We start from the raw sequence: 16,378 nt of genomic DNA, 5'->3' as shown, positions 1-16,378 counted from the left end.
GTCAATAACAATACAAGCGTAAAGAGTAGCACAGCCAATCTTACCGAAAGGCTAAATAACTCATTATCTTATTGGTATGTGACACAAAGGATATTAAGAAGAAAAACTCAATCTCCACAGGATTGAGTTTTTCGCAATTAGGATTAATCCACCCTGGTTTTTTGGATGCAATTTCCAATGAAATATTTCACCTGAGTAAAGTCCTCATATAAAAGCAATAAAAGGTCCCCAGATTTGGATAATTCCCAGGCCTTAGTAAAAGCCTCGACCTCTACTGGAACAACATGAATATTACTCTCTGAAAGCCGTTTTTTTGCTACTCTTTTTATTAAAGCGGGAACCTCTAATGGTTTTCTCCCTCTTAACTCTGCATCTTCTTTAATAACCATTATATCCGTTTTAGCTGCTGTGATTTCACCTAGTTGAGCAATATCAGAATCAAGCCGATCACCTGGAGCAGATAGAACGGTGATGACACGCCCTGTCTTCAACGCTTCAACCGCTTCAAAAACAGCCTTAAGGCCAGCATAATTATGAGCGTAATCAATGATAATCTGCCTTCCTTCAACGTCTAACTTATTAAATCTACCCTTTGAATAGTGAAAGTCAGGTGTAAACCTAACTGCTCTCTCTTTTAAAGATTCAACATCTACCCCCTGTGCAAAGGCAGCAGCTAGTGCCTGTAAAAGATTGGAGACATTATGCTTTGCCGAGCCACCAAAGGTTATCGGGATATCCGCAACAGGTAAAAACTTTCCATACACCCTGTTGTGACAGTAACTTACCCAACCTGTTGAATCTAAAAACCAAGTCGTTCCTCCAGTCTTTATTTTCTCTTGGATATAGGGGTTGTTCACATCAAGTGAGGTAAAGATAACTTCTCCTTTCGTATACGATGTCATTTTAACCACCTCTGGGTCGTCAGCGTTTAACACACAATGTCCACCTTCTAAAACCACTTCAGGAATCAACCTCTTTAATTTCACCAGTTGGTCAAAGGTTTCAATGCCATCAATACCCAGATGATCTTCTGCCACATTTGTAACGACGCCAACATCACAATGAGTGAATGCCAGACCTTCTCGGAGGATTCCACCTCTAGCGGTTTCTAGTACGGCAGTATCCACCATTGGATTGCTTAATATCTTTCTTGCACTTATAGGGCCACTACAATCTCCTTCATCAATACAATGTTTCCCAATATAAACACCATCAGAGTTAGTCATTCCAACTGTACGATTTTCTGTTTCAAGGAAATATTTAATCATTCTTGTGGTCGTTGTTTTTCCATTTGTTCCCGTAACTGCAATAACCGGAATCGCAGCCTCCTCTCGATTTTTAAAAAGGGATTCAACGATAGCCTTCCCGACATCTCGTCTTTTTCCTTTACTAGGAAAAAGATGCATTCTGATTCCGGGTGCAGCGTTCACCTCAATAATCGCTGAGGTGTGGGGGTCATAGGGTTTGCTGATATCCTTGCTAATAAAATCAATCCCAGCTACATCTAAGCCGATTACCTTTGCTGCAGTCTCTGCAATTTCTTTAATCGTTGGATGCACCTCATCCGTAACATCAATGGCCTGTCCACCAGTGGATAAATTAGCATTCCCGACAACCTGAACGATTTCCCCCTTGGCCGGAACAGAATTCATCTGAAGGTCAAACTTCTCCAAGAAGCATGTTACTGTAAAATTAAAGGGTATTTTCGTCATTGGTTTTTCATGCCCTTCTCCACGAAGGGGGTTTTTATTCTCTATCTCTATCAATCTGCGGATAGAATCATGGCCATTACCAATCACAAATGGAGGGAGCCTTAGACTTGCAGCAATCAATTTTCCGCCGATGACAAGTAGCCGGTAGTCATGCCCCTCATAGTGCTTCTCCAAAATGAACTCTTTCACATGGTGGTCCATACAATTCACTACATTAAAAAGTTCATCCTTGTCTTTTATGTTTGTGATGACTCCCTGTCCCTGCCTCCCGTTCAATGGTTTAATCACAAGAGGGAACTGGAGGTTTTCAGCGACTTTGAATATATCTTTAAATGACCTTACAACTTTACCCGTTGGAACTGGGAGACCACAGCTTGCTAAGGCATCCTTGGTCGCTTGTTTATCACAGGCCGTTTCTACCGCCATACAGGAAGTTTGACTCGTAATCGTAGCCTGTACGGACTTTTGCTTTGACCCTGTACCTATACGAAGTAGACTATTTGAGTTCAGTCTTTCGACTGGAATTTTCTCTTGGATTGCTGCATCATATATGGCTTCCGTACTTGGACCTAGTTTATTCTCATAAAATAGGGAGGAAATTTTATTTACATATTGATTTACGCTAATGTCCTTTTTCCCTTCAGCTAACCTCTCTCCAATTTCCAACGCAGCCTCAAATGCAAATAAACCTGATTCCGGCTCTTTGTACTCATAGGCAACAAAATAGATGCCCTTTTGCTCACTAGTTATCGTTTTTCCATGTTTCACTTCAATACCAGCCATTATTTGAAGTTCAATTGCAATATGCTCAAGGATATGCCCCATCCAAGTGCCTTCTTCAAGACGTTCGATGAATCCCCCCTCATACCCCAAAGAGCATGTATGCATTTTAAGTCCAGGTAATAATGCGATTAATTCCTTAGAAAAACCAGGGATTTTGTTGGACGGCTGAAACTCGTATGCTTCTATATCAAGCTCTATCCACATCATCGGTTTATAACTAAAGTAATTAGGACCCTTCAAATATCTTACTCGGTTGATCTTCATTACTATGCCTCTTTCCTTTTCATGATTTTCCTGGAGGTTAAGTTAAAACAATAACCATTTGTAAGGGCATGTAGCTTGAAGTCAGTAATCGTCAACTCTTCGCCACCATTTTCAGACCTTACAAAATCGACAAGGCTTCCGTTCTTTCCATCTATAACAAACACTTGATGCTCTCCAATTACTTCGAATCGGTCTCCCTTAACGAGAATTGCTGTATTCTCATCAATTCCAATTCCTACCAAATTGTTATTTTCTGCTATTGCACTAATCAACCTGCCAAAACGGGCACGTTGAGAGAAATGTTGATCTATAAGAAGGTTTTTCTCAAACCCGAAACCTTTGCCCATCTCTATCAGAAGTCTTTCTTCTTCATTGTTTTTCATTTCTGAGTAAATAATCATGTCCTCACCCATTATTGAAGCCCCTGCACTTGTTCCGCCTATTAAAAGTCCAGACTTCCACATATTTGTGAGTTGCGTATGAAGCTTTGTGTTTCGAATATAATCAGACAATCTTTTCTGATCCCCACCAGTAATAAAAAGGGCTGAAAGACCTGATACAGTGTCTAGAATGACTGGGTCATCTGCTTTTTCTCTTGAATCTACAGCGATAACCTCGATTTCACCTACACCAAGCTTTTTAAATACATCAATATAGGCCGCACTAACCTCATCGGGAATGGATGAAGCGGTTGGTAATATCCCAATGGCTCCTTTCCTTTCCTTTGAAAGTTCAACGAAGGCACTGAGAATGTCTCCAGTCTTGCACTTTTCTTCCTTGCCTCCAATAATCAGCAATTTGCCTGAATTCATATTTAACTTTCACCCTTCTTAAATTAAATATTTTTTAAAGGCCCTCCAGCTTTCCAAATTTTGCTCCTATAACAGGTTACCCAAACTATGCTTGTTTTCATTCGTATTTTTGTGGGTTACGCTTGGACCCATGCCAAAAGCGGCATGATTTTCACCCTGATAATGACTATTGGCACTGTTCAAACCCTTTTAGTATCGTTTTGTTTGTCATCATTTCGTAACATATAATTAGCGTTATTCCATTGTCTTTTCTTCCTAATTATCGTAATCTAATGACATAACAAAATGTGAAATGTTTCACATATTATCAACCCTAGATTTTCATTTTTTTAAAATTGATTGTGATGACTCTCACATAAATTAATGAACCGGAAAGAAGGAATTAACATGAAAAAGAAAATTGTTATTCTTGGCGGAGGCTACGGTGGCCTTATTACTAGTAGGAAACTCGAAAAATTATTGAAAGACAATGAAGCTGAAGTCACGCTTATTAATAAACATGAATACCATTATATTGCAACCCAGCTACATAAAACAGGGGCTGGGACAGCAAGTGATGATAAAATCACCCTTCATATCCCTGAGCTTCTAAAGACAAATAAAATCACATTTAAAAAAGCGACTGTAGATACAGTAGATTTCAACCAACAGCAGGTGCATCTCGAGAATGGAGAAAAAGTAAATTATGATTACCTTCTTCTCTCTCTCGGTTATGAGGTCGACACCTTCGGAATTCCTGGCGTTGAAGAAAATGCTTTTAAAATTCGAAGTTTCAGAAGCACGAAAGCCATTTATAATCATATGCTTCATCAATTTGAGGCTTACCAATCAGACAAAGACCCTTCACGCTTAACCTTTGTTGTTGCGGGTGCGGGTTTTACTGGAGTAGAAATGATCGGAGAACTAGTAGAAGCTATACCAGGACTTTGCAAAAAATTTGATGTTCCTATTAATAAAACACGTATTATAAATATTGAAGCTTCGGAATCTGTTCTTCCTGGGTTCGACAAAAAAGCGATTGATTTTACCACTGATTATGTGCAAAAACATGGTGTTGAACTAATGACTTCAACAAAGATTATGGAATGTTCACCTACGAGCCTAACGCTTTCTGATGGTACAGACCTTCCGGCAAGAACCCTAATCTGGTCTGGTGGTGTACGCGGAAACAGATTACTTGAGAAGTTAGATCTACCAGTCGAAAAAAGTAGAGTGAAAGTAGATTCCTACCTCCGAGTACAAGGGAAAGAAAACGTCTTTTGTATTGGTGATGCTGCAAGATTTATGAAAAACGACACCGAAGCTCTCCCTCCAACTGCTCAAGTTGCTATACAACAAGCCGAAGTTTGCGGTCCAAACCTTATTGCTGCTATACGTGGAGAAAGCTTGAAAACTTTTGAATATCATCATAAAGGAACGGTTGCTTCTATTGGAAATACAGCAGCTGTCGGAAATGTATTTGGCATCAAAATAAGCGGCCTATTTGCAGCATTGATGAAACAAGTTGTTGAGGCTAGATATTTATTCGTCCTCGGTGGACCTATGTTGGTAATAAAACAATTTTCTAAACTGCAGAAGCCCTATCAGGTATTTGCATCCCAAAACAAATAAATCTAAGCAAAAAAAGCTCCTTAAGCGCAGTTCATAAAAACCTAGCTACTGTGCAGATATACAAAATACGAAAATTATAACAATAAAAAGAGAGGCAATCCAAATAGGAATTTGCCTCTCTTTTCAATTTGTCTTTTCCTTCCCTGCTGTCAATGAGTGTTCTGGGGGTCTCTTGCCCTTTTGTAGATCGCGGAGGCTAAGGCCAAAGTCCATCTGCAAGTGCGGATAATCCTTAAAATGCTTCCAATCCCCACCCCACTCAAAGCCCAAGCCTTTAGCAATCTCGACCACTTCCATCCAATCTGAACGGCTATTTCCATTTCCATCATAATTTAGGTCCCAAATGACTTGATCCTCAGGAGTGATTAAAGCGAAATCGACCGCCAATCCATAATTATGGAGCGACTCACCTGCTTTCGCATGGGTGACGATGTTACCTTCCCCCGATCTGCCCTTTGCATAGAGTTTGTCTTGTTCGTGAAAACTCCTAAAATCATCCGTTATCACCACTTTAATTCCATCTTCTCCGGCCATTTGAACCAAGAGGTCAGTATAGTAAATTAGTTCTGGGTGCAATCCTTCAACCAAGTGAACATTTTCACTTAACTTCGATTTGTTCAAAAACTGATTATATAAAACAATTACGATAAAGACAAAACAGATTGTAATCACATGTTTACCAGTTACCTTTAATTTCACATTTCAATCCTCTTTCATTTAGGCTCTTTTCTCAAGGCTCTTTTCTCAAACTTTGTTGCTCTTGTATACGAAATAGGTTGGATTAAGCTTTGTTTCACTACAAAGTAGCCTTTTATTATGAGAAAAGGGCGTGCAAACTTCCTTTAACGTAGGAAATAACTTATCTTGCGTTAAAATCGGCTTTAGGTAGGAAAAATCGGCTTTAAGACAATTTTAACAACAACCTTTACGAAAACAGCCTTCATTTAGTATCCACTACTATATACAACGAATAATATGATAAATAGTTTCACACTATTTAAAGGCTACTATGTCTCTCTAATTTCAGCAGACTAAAAAAGAAGCAGGTGTTTTAAGCCTCCTTCTCTAAAATTTATTCAATTGTTGCTTTATGTCTGTCGACCACTCCAAGCTTGCACTTAATTCCCATAGCCATCTCTTCTATTAACAAATCTAACCCGATTTTTGTTAGAGAAGGAATATTGGCGTAGAGTTTCTTGACCTCCCATTTCAATTCATTTTTCCCACAGATGCTATGTCGGTTTACTTCAAGCACCTCCGATTTTATCTCTAATAAAGCCTTTGGCTGTTCCTCCTGCGGAAGTAACATAATCTCATCTAACCTATCAATAAATTCAAGGGATTTAATAATTTTATTATCGACATCCTCATATACTTTCTGATCAACTAAGCCATATTTAAGTTTGAACTGATTCAAGCGCTGTGCGGAATGGTATGTGGCATTCACTATTTCATCTCTTGTCATCTGGTCAGTTTCATAACTAAGCATATATTTCCATGATGGCTGAAGCATGGCTTGCCGGAAATCTTCAAGTTTATGGCAAAACTTTTTGTAGCCAAATTTCTCTGGATTCTCATAAGCAGGACTTCCTGGATCAAGGAATGGTGAGAGTGGTGCAACAAAATAGGAGATTTTGGTACTTTCATCACACTCCTTGTGAACTTCTTCACAAAAATTAATATTATTTAAGGCACTTTCATAAGACTGACCTGGGATTCCAACCATGAAGAATAAGTCAATCTTGGCACAACCGTGCCGGAGTGCACTCTTTAAAGTATCAATAATCTTCTGATTCGAGCACGGCAACTTACCATTAAATCGCCGGAGCTTCTCATCTGAAGTTTCCAATGTCAGCTCGATACTGTATTTTGGAATCGCCTTCTGCAAAAGCTGGAAAAATTTATCTTCAGCTGATTGAAATAATTCAAAAACAATCTCATTTTTTAACTCGATCTTTTCTAGACCTGATAAAAATTCTTCAACGTATGCTGGCCCCCCCTGACGAATATCGTTCAAAAGGAAAATTGGAGCTCGAGTAAATCTTTGAATAAGCTGGATATCCTCAATCATTTTCTGTGGTGAACGCATAACAAGTTTTTTTCGATTGCAATTTAGTTCATATGCGTCTCTACCGCCACCACAAATTAAGCAATTATACGTACAGCCCTTTGAAGTCAAGATTGCAGTATTTGGATATTTTAGCCACCCCTTATAGGGTAGTGGGTCAAGTAAATTACGATATTTAAAAACAGATTTGATTACATACCGATATCCAGGAAGAGCAAAGTCATCTAATGTGTCAGGGACATACGTAATTGGATTAAAGTGACTTTGACCATCTTTTTTCCAAGTTAGATTCGGAATATCGAAGAAATCCTCTCGTTTCTGTTCAAGTCGGTTTAATAGCATTAGGAGCGGTTTTTCCGTTGTATCACCTCTCATAACAAAATCAACACTCGGGTATTCTATGAGTTCGTTATGGAAGTATGTGGACGATAATCCTCCAAAAATCACCGGTGTATCTGGATGTAACTTTTTCACTATGTTTGCTAGTTCTACACTACCGTGAGCATGTGGCAGCCAATGAAGGTCGATTCCAAATGCCTTCGTTTTAATTTTCTCTAGCTTTTTTTCTACATCAAATTTTGGATTTAATAACATACGGTTAGCAATATTAATAATCTTCACTTTTAGGCCATATCGCTCGAGATAGTCTCCTATACTTGTTAAACCAATAGGATACATCTCAAAGACTGGTGAAGATGGGACTACATCACTAATAGGACCAGTAAATATCATTTCATTTCGAAAATCATATACGGTTGGAGCATGTAAAAGTACGAGATCGTACATCCCTTTACCCCCTTTTTTAAAATAAAGAAGTATGTTCCTTCTATAATAACTATACTTCTTATTAGGTATAGAGGTCTGTGAACAAACAGGTAAACTATTTCCAAAAGTGAAATTTCAAAGAAATGGCTTTTAATACTTCTATAGTAAACAAAGGAAGCTGGGAAAATTCCCAGCTTCCTTTCATCTTATGAAACTTCTTTATCTTTTCCTTCTTTATATTCTTCTTCCCAATATTCAGCATTTTTAATACCTAACTTTACGGAATTAAATACAGGGTCAAGACCTTGCTTTTTCTGCTCTTCATAATCTCGCAACGCAATTAATGCTGGCTTTGCCAAGATTACAATGGCAATTAAGTTCAACCAAACCATCAAGCCGAGCCCTACATCCCCTAAGGCCCAAGCTAGGTTAGCTGTTCTAACAGCTCCATAGAAGGTTGCCACTAAAATGACTATCTTTAACAGGAACATGGCTACTTTACTATTTTTTCCTCTTGCTAAATAGGCAATATTGGTTTCAGCCATATAGTAATAAGCCATGATTGTGGTAAATGCAAAGAATAATAAGGAAATGGCAACAAACCCTGCTCCGAATCCTGGTATAGCAGATTCAACTGCTGCCTGTGTATATCCAGGACCAGCTTCAACCCCGGCAAGATTCTCTACGATAGGTGTCTCTCCGTCTGCACCAACAACATTGTAGGAGCCTGTAAATAAAATCATAAATGCAGTTGCCGAACAAACTAGCAATGTGTCAATATAGACGGAAAACGCTTGGACTAACCCTTGTTTTGCTGGATGCGAGACCTCTGCTGCCGCTGCTGCATGTGGTCCAGTTCCTTGTCCAGCCTCATTAGAGTAGATACCTCTTTTAACACCCCAAGCAATTGCACTTCCGACGATCCCTCCAAACATAGAATCGGCTCCAAACGCACTAGTAAAAATCAAACCAAATACAGAAGGAATCTCGGTAATATTCATTCCGATAATAATTAGTGCGACAAGCATATAGCCAATGGCCATAAATGGAACAGCATATTGTGCAACAAGTGCAATTCTCTTTACTCCACCAAAAATAATTAAACCTAATAATACCACTATAACAATACCTGTTACTGTCTTACTAATACCAAAGGCATTTTCTAACCCTAAGGCGATTGAATTAGATTGAATCCCTGGCATTAGGATACTCATAGCCAGCAAAGCAGCTAATGCAAATAACACAGCAAACCATTTAATTCCAATCCCTTTTTCAATATAATAGGCTGGACCACCACGGTAAACTCCATCTTGTTTTACCTTATAAATCTGACCTAAAGTCGATTCAACAAAGGCGCTACCCGCCCCAATAAAAGCAATTGTCCACATCCAGAAAACTGCTCCAGGTCCCCCCATAGCAATCGCTGTCGCCGTACCGGCAATATTACCAGTTCCTACACGTCCTGAAAGAGCCAAAGATAATGCTTGGAATGAGGAAACGCCTGCAGCTGAAGATTTCCCTTTAAACATCAGCTTTACCATGTCTTTAATATGCCTTACCTGTAAAAATCTCGTTAAAATAGAAAATAATAACCCTACGCCTAAACAGATATAAATGACTGGTGTACTCCACAAAATACTATTAAGCCAGTTAACTGCATTTTCCAAACCGAATCCCTCCCTTAAATTTAAATTTTCTTTCTATTTTGAATTATATGCAAAAACTTTCCAGAAAACAATCATTATTTTCAGCTATGTAAGGTAATCTAACAAAAAAAATCTAACTCCAAAAGGAATTAGATAAATTTGATTTATACTCTTTTAGAACCAATCTGGATTTCTGCATTCTTTCGTGTATAGTAATACCAGATGATAACAGCACAGAGAAGATAGTAGGCAACAAAAATGGATAAAGCCAAGCTGACATTTCCTGTTGCTTCAATCGACCAACCGAATATACTAGGGATAAAGAATCCACCAAACGCACCAATAGCTGAGGCTAAACCAATCGCGGCAGGAGATTCCACCGGACCAAAAATAATTGGAAACATGGTAAATATTGAACCATTCGCTATACCCCCAGCTGCAAATAGCAATAAAAAGGATAGAAAGAACCCTAAAAAGCTTTTTGTCCCCTCTTGGACAAAGAAAATAACACCCAAAACGCCTAGAATCATGATACATACATCAATTAACGAAACTTTTGCTCCTCCAAATTTGTCCGCCAAATACCCGCCTACTGGTCTCCCCATAGCACCCAACAATGGGCCAATAAAAACTAATTGGATTGTACTTATTTGCGGAAATTCGCCCTTTAATAGGAGAGGAAATGCAGCAGAGTATCCGATAAAAGACCCAAAAGACATGATATATAAGATTGTAATTAAATACATATGTTTTCTTTGGAACACCTTTAATTGACTAGATAACTTTGGCTTTTCAAGGGGGAGGTTGTCCATTCCGAACAAGGCTAAAAGGGAGAATACCACAATAGGAATGGCCCAAATATATGCTCCATTTTGAAGCCAGATATGCACAGGACCGTTTCCAGTTTCAATAGTTTGCGGGGCACCGCCAAGCATCCCAAATATAGGGATGGTTATGACAATCGGAATGATAAATTGAGCTAAACTAACCCCGAGATTTCCAAGCCCTCCATTTATCCCAAGCGCTGCCCCTTGTCTCTCCCTTGGAAAAAATGGACCAATAGACGCCATGGATGAAGCAAAATTCCCGCCTCCTAATCCACAAAGTGCAGCTAAGATCACCATGATTGAATATGGTGTATTGGTGTTGGTTAAAGCCCATCCCACCCCAAGCACCGGGACTAACAGAATAATAGATGATACAAACGTCCAAGTCTTTCCCCCAAGATAAGTAACTCCAATTGAATAAAAGAATCGAATCAGCGCACCAGTTAAAGCCGGAATAGCTGTAAGCATATAGACTTGGTCAGTAGTATAATTAAAGCCTGCATCAATTAACTGTAGGGATAATATCGACCAAATCTGCCATACGCTAAACGCCGTAAGTAAATTAGCAATGGATATCCAAAGATTTCGGTTAGCGATACGCTTCCCTCTACTTTCCCAAAATGGCACATCATTTGGATTCCAATAATTCGTTTGATTCACAACGACCCCTCCACACTCTAATTACCAGCTTAGTTTTTACCGACTATAACTTTCTCATTCCATACAAAAAAGGAACCAGCTGAATTAAGAAATTCACCTTGGTCCCTTTTATAATTTGAATCGAAGCTTCTCATTTATAGGAAAGTGCTTGAGCAAGTGAAGATTTTATCTCTATGTCATCCAGAGATAATCCTAATTTCACAGATGTTGAAGCTATTTCAGGTCTAATACCTGAAAGTGTTGTCTTAACTCCTATTAATTTCAGTGATTGAACTAATTGAAAAAGCTGTTTAGCCACCATTGTATCAATTAAAGCAACCCCTGAAAGGTCTATGCATATATGTTCGAAACCTTTATCGACACATTGATTCAACGTATTATCAATAATCATTTTCGCTCTCTTTGTATCGATTTCCCCAACTAATGGCAGTAATCCTTTTTTATTAGAAATTGAAATAACTGGAGAACTCAACTCATAAATCATCTCTTGCTGAGCCTGTAGTTGATACGTAGAATACTTATAGGTTTCTTCAGTAAACTTCAGGATAACACTATCGAACACATCAATGATAATCGTTTGCCATACTTCCCTTTGCCCTAGCTTAACCTTCTCAGGGAATTTGTGTGCGAATAGATTAATATACTTCAAATATAATAGTCTTGTTCGCATAAATTCCCTGATAATATATTGTAATGGCGTTTCTAAATGCTGTTGATCGCTTGCAATCTTTTGAATCCAAGTAGTAAATTCTTTTGTAAACTCTTGGTGATCCATATTAAACATTTGAATAAAGTGTTCATGAAATTCCATGTTTTGACTTTTATAAGTGCTGATTACCTCCGGATCAGAAGAAGCATATATTCCTGTCGGGTCACTTTTATCAAGTGTTTCATACCATTCATCTGCTAGTTCCTTTATTTGTTGCTTGAGAAAATGATACAACTCAGTGTTTTTATGCAAATTATTATTCCCTCCCCAATTCAATCAAGTTTGAACTAAATAATTTGATGGCCATCCTGTGCCAGAGCATAATAAATTCCATGCTGTAATGTTTGGAAACATTGATAGTTAGAAAAGTTAAACCCGGAGTTAGTCATGAGAACTCCAAGTTCTGCTGAAATTCCAACTAAAATCATCTCCGTACCGATTAGCGCTGCCGCCGCACCAAGCTTCTCAATCATATAAGCCGTATAGGCATCTTCATCTATATGCAATCCAGTCATGTCCACCACTAAAAATCTTGTATGATGGGTTGGTAAACTGTTCAGTGTCTTTTCAATCATGTCATCTGATCGACTTTTATCATATCTGCCAACTAATGGTACAACTACAATCCCATCAAGTACAGGAATGATTGGAGATGAAAGTTCCCTCACTAGACGCTGTAGCTCATCTGTCTGATTTCTAACCATTTCTTCCAGCCGGCTAATTTCCTCTGACTCCTTTGTTCTAATCAGTCTGTGAATATTCTTGGTAACGGTTATATCAGATGGAAAATATTCAATCTCGTCATGCTCATTTCCTTCAAGCTGACTTTGCACTAGTTTAAACCAGATGTTCTCTCCAAAGAGCCCTGTAAAGATTCCCGCATAATGTGCAGCCAAAAAGGTACCCGCTTTACTTTTCTCTTGCGCTTTATTAATTTTATAAACCCAACTATCCTTTATATGTATTTTAAGGGTTTTAGCTTCTTCATCTATTTCGCTTATGATTGCTCTTCCCCACCCGGCAGAAGCATAAGTGTTTGGAATAAGCTCCACAGCCTCCGACACATTTACTTTTAATTTTTTGAAGTACTCTCCAACCACTAATCCTTGTCGATAGCCGGTTGCTTCAAGAACTATATTCGCTGCCTCTTCCCCTGATATCTCTTCCATTGTATCGAAAAATGTTTTCATAGCTGAAGAAATCCAAAATAGGATGGCATCTTCCTTTTCAAATAGGAACTGCCCTTGTTCCAATTTCCACTGAAACTGGAGACCACCTATTTTTATTTTAGAATTGGAAGATTCAGTCATTATAAAACCCCCTTGGTTGTGTTGTCTATTTATAATTATTTTGAATAAAGGATCTACTAATAACAAGTGTACCTTGTCTCCCTATAGCTGTCTAATCATACAAGTTTTGTAGATTTAATGCATATGCATAAAAAAAGTGGTTTAATAACCTATAGACTACACTTTTCATTTTATAAGAATCATGATGAAAAGATTTGTGGGGATACCGCTTGTAGAAAGATTAAGGGAGTGTTCACTTGTCATTATCAATGAAGAAACCAGTAAGTCCTGCTCATGATCCCTGGGAGGCCTATTTGGATATTACTCAATTTCAAAAGCCCGTTTTGTCGAATATTGAACTAACTACCACAACCTTATGTAATATGCGTTGTGAACATTGTGCAGTGGGGTATACATTAAGCCACAAGGACCCAGATGGTCTACCCATTCATCTTCTGATTAAAAGTCTGGAGGATATTCCTCATTTACGTTCTCTTAGCATAACAGGCGGAGAGCCTATGTTGTCTGGAAAATCAGTAGAAAACTATGTTCTTCCTCTGTTGAAATACGCACATCAAAGAGGTGTGTACACACAAATTAACTCTAACTTGACACTCGATATCAGTCGTTATGAAAAGATTCTACCTTACCTAGATGTACTACATATTTCTCATAATTGGGGAACCGAAACCGAGTTTATTGAGGGTGGTTTTGCAAGAATGGAACGGAAGCCCTCATTCAAACAGCGAGAGGCTTTATTTAGAAGAATTATTGAAAACAGTAGAACTATATCTGCCAGCAATACACTTGTTTCCGCGGAAACGATGCTAAATAAACGGACAATGCCATATCTTGAAAAAATCCATCGGCAAATAACCGAAGAGATGGGGTGCCAGCGCCATGAAATACATCCAATGTACCCTTCGGATTTCGCATCATCACTCGAGCCATTATCACTTGAAGAGCTGCGTTTAGCGATTCATCAATTACTTAATTTCAGGAACCAAAATATCTGGATGCTTTTCGGTACCCTTCCCTTCTATGGTTGTAGCAATAACCCTGAAGATTTAGCGTTACTAACACGTCTATTTTCCGCGAAAAATGTTACAATACGAAATGATCCTGACGGCAGGTCAAGGCTGAATGTTAATATTTTCAGCGGTGATGTCATTGTGACAGATTTTGGAGACACCCCTCCCCTTGGCAATATCCACACCGATAGCCTAGAGGATGTCTACCAAGTATGGGCAAATACAGCCCTTGCAAAATCACTCAGCTGTCATTGTCCAAAAATAAGGTGTCTCGGTCCAAATATCCTTGTAAAAGATAAGTATTATCCAGAAATAGATTTTCAGAAAAAAAAGGCCAACATTGAGATGAACTAATTGCTCTAAAAAGAGGCTGTTTTCGTAAAGATTTTCGTTAAAATTGTAAAAATCTTAAAACCGATTTTTACTACCTAAAGCCGATTTTAACGCAAGATAAGCTATTTGATACGTGATAAGAAGTTTGCGCACTCTTTTCTCATTATTAAAAGGGTACTTTGAAGTGAAACAAAGCTTAATTCAACCGAATTTGTATCCAAGAGCAACAAAGTTTGAGAAAAGAGCCTTAAAAGAAGAAGGTACCTTGTCCATTTTAGACAAAGGTACCTTCTTCTCTTTTATATACTTTTATGCATAAGTGCTAAAAACTCTCTTAACTTAGAAACTGGTAACTGACCGGGGGCAGATGTTTTCTTTGCTGCTCCAAATGTTAATGCTGAACCAAACACCTCGCCAGTAATCCGACTAACCATCCCTTTTCCTCCCATAGACATCGTTACAATTGGACAATCTGCGTAGTTTTCATCCATTTCCAACGTTGCATCGAGTAAAGTAAGTACATCCCTAGGATGAGTTGGCATAACAGCAATCTTAGGTATATCCGCTCCCAATTCCTGTGCCTTTCGTAAACGAGATACTATTTCTTCTTTTGAAGGTGTTTTTAGAAAGTCGTGGTTTGATATGATAACAAAAACATTCCGAGAATGAGCTTCTTTAATAAGCATCTTCAAGTCACTTTCTGATGTAAACAGCTCCAAATCAATCAAATCTACCATTCCAGTTTCTATCACTTCTATATATAGTGTTTTATAGGCTGCTTGGCTTAACTGTTTTTCTCCTCCCTCTTTTGCTGTCCGAAAAGTGAACACCAAAGGGATCCCCGATATAATGGAGCGGATTTCGCTAAGTGCTCCGATAACCTTTGGAACATCTTCAACATCCTCAAAAAAATCTACCCGCCATTCTATTACATCTAAATCCATAGTCTTAAGGGCTTTAGCCTCTTCAGCCAGCTGTTCGACCGTTTCTCCCACCATCGGGACACAGATTTTTGGAATACCCTCACCAATTGTTACATTCTTTACCTTTATTGTTCTTTTCATTGAGATTACCACCAAACCTAAAAGAATAGATTACTTGCTTTAAAATCTGACTGGAAATTACTCATTCAGCTCCCAAGCAAGTTTTAGGGAATTAACAATATAATCAGCAACTTCTTCTACCTCTTGATGATCCGTTTGAATTTTCGAGTGATGGGCTGAATATACATCCTGCCTTTTATAAAACAATTCCTCAATTTCTTCAATTGTTTTACCTTTCAAAACGGGGCGACTGTCGATAATCATACTAATTCGTTCTTTCCAGGATTCCCATGATAAATCAAGAAAAATGACAATGCAGGATGAAAGACATTCTTTACGAATTTCTTCTTGCAAAAATGCTCCTCCACCAACAGATATAATTCGAAGCTTTTGCCTACATTGTTCGATAATAATCTCTTTTTCCCTTTGTCTAAATGCCTGCTCCCCAATCTCATCAAAAATTTGGGATACAGGCATATTAAATTCCTTTTCAATTTCCACATCTATATCAACAAAATCACGGTAGAGTTTTTTTGCTACCAACTTTCCAATCGTAGTTTTTCCTACTCCCATAAACCCGATAAACACGATGCTTTTTTCTTTAAGCGGAACTTGTCGATTTTCCAACTCCCTTAACCTCCTTAACTCAACAGCTACATTATAGATGAAAATTTTCCCAAGGTAAACTTGTCTTGTTAATTGTTATTTATAATTATTTTAATTTAGTATTGATTTTCATCTTAAATATGATATCATATAATTATAGTTACCCAAACCACATTTATAAGGGAGCATTATGTAGCGATCAACCATTTCCTTCTATTC

The 16,378-nt window shown here is 38.3% G+C and carries 12 protein-coding genes; 2 read left to right on the top strand and 10 right to left on the bottom strand.

Features of this window, described 5'->3' with window-relative positions:
* Window positions 1-143: 143 nt before the first annotated feature.
* Together cphA and LG336_RS04080 are read right to left on the bottom strand one after the other, a co-directional pair.
* The gene (gene cphA / locus LG336_RS04085; RefSeq protein WP_404331283.1) at window positions 144-2,759 is read right to left on the bottom strand and encodes a cyanophycin synthetase; all 2,616 of its coding nucleotides are present in this window, start codon (window positions 2,757-2,759) and stop codon (window positions 144-146) included.
* 2 nt (window positions 2,760-2,761) lie between these two features.
* A complete protein-coding gene (locus LG336_RS04080; RefSeq protein WP_404331282.1) occupies window positions 2,762-3,571 on the bottom strand; it encodes a cyanophycinase in 810 nt (269 codons plus the stop codon).
* Between the two features lie 387 nt (window positions 3,572-3,958).
* Between LG336_RS04080 and LG336_RS04075 the strand changes: the two genes are divergently transcribed.
* On the top strand, window positions 3,959-5,182 hold the full coding sequence (locus tag LG336_RS04075) for an NAD(P)/FAD-dependent oxidoreductase (protein WP_404331281.1): 1,224 nt from the start codon (window positions 3,959-3,961) through the stop codon (window positions 5,180-5,182).
* Window positions 5,183-5,305: 123 nt separating this feature from the next.
* Here the strand turns inward: LG336_RS04075 and LG336_RS04070 are convergent, their stop codons facing one another.
* From LG336_RS04070 to LG336_RS04045, 6 genes are all read right to left on the bottom strand, one after another.
* The gene (locus tag LG336_RS04070) at window positions 5,306-5,881 is read right to left on the bottom strand and encodes a M15 family metallopeptidase (RefSeq protein ID WP_404331280.1); all 576 of its coding nucleotides are present in this window, start codon (window positions 5,879-5,881) and stop codon (window positions 5,306-5,308) included.
* A 373-nt stretch (window positions 5,882-6,254) separates the two neighbouring features.
* Window positions 6,255-8,036, bottom strand: coding sequence for a TIGR04190 family B12-binding domain/radical SAM domain protein (locus LG336_RS04065; protein ID WP_404331279.1), 1,782 nt, complete (start codon window positions 8,034-8,036; stop codon window positions 6,255-6,257).
* Between the two features lie 185 nt (window positions 8,037-8,221).
* Window positions 8,222-9,682, bottom strand: a complete 1,461-nt coding sequence (locus tag LG336_RS04060; RefSeq protein WP_404331278.1) for an alanine/glycine:cation symporter family protein — start codon at window positions 9,680-9,682, stop codon at window positions 8,222-8,224.
* A 143-nt stretch (window positions 9,683-9,825) separates the two neighbouring features.
* Complete coding sequence (locus LG336_RS04055) at window positions 9,826-11,148, bottom strand: MFS transporter (protein ID WP_404331277.1); 1,323 nt, start codon at window positions 11,146-11,148, stop codon at window positions 9,826-9,828.
* Window positions 11,149-11,278: 130 nt separating this feature from the next.
* A complete protein-coding gene (locus LG336_RS04050) occupies window positions 11,279-12,109 on the bottom strand; it encodes an STAS domain-containing protein (protein WP_404331276.1) in 831 nt (276 codons plus the stop codon).
* 35 nt (window positions 12,110-12,144) lie between these two features.
* The gene (locus LG336_RS04045; protein WP_404331275.1) at window positions 12,145-13,167 is read right to left on the bottom strand and encodes an STAS domain-containing protein; all 1,023 of its coding nucleotides are present in this window, start codon (window positions 13,165-13,167) and stop codon (window positions 12,145-12,147) included.
* A 248-nt stretch (window positions 13,168-13,415) separates the two neighbouring features.
* On the opposite strand from LG336_RS04045, the gene yfkAB reads away from it, so the two are divergent.
* Window positions 13,416-14,531, top strand: a complete 1,116-nt coding sequence (gene yfkAB, locus LG336_RS04040; RefSeq protein ID WP_404333091.1) for a radical SAM/CxCxxxxC motif protein YfkAB — start codon at window positions 13,416-13,418, stop codon at window positions 14,529-14,531.
* Between the two features lie 278 nt (window positions 14,532-14,809).
* On the opposite strand, the gene aroD is transcribed toward yfkAB, so the two are convergent.
* Window positions 14,810-15,574: a type I 3-dehydroquinate dehydratase gene (aroD, locus tag LG336_RS04035; protein WP_404331274.1), complete on the bottom strand. Its 765-nt coding sequence runs from the start codon at window positions 15,572-15,574 to the stop codon at window positions 14,810-14,812.
* Window positions 15,575-15,631: 57 nt separating this feature from the next.
* A complete protein-coding gene (locus LG336_RS04030) occupies window positions 15,632-16,180 on the bottom strand; it encodes a shikimate kinase (protein WP_404331273.1) in 549 nt (182 codons plus the stop codon).
* Window positions 16,181-16,378 lie beyond the last annotated feature (198 nt).

Source organism: Mesobacillus maritimus, from assembly GCF_044803185.1.
Classification (GTDB): domain Bacteria; phylum Bacillota; class Bacilli; order Bacillales; family Cytobacillaceae; genus Mesobacillus_B; species Mesobacillus_B maritimus_B.
The sequence above is the reverse complement of the archived record's forward strand: the minus strand, read 5'-3'. Positions and strand labels throughout refer to the sequence as shown.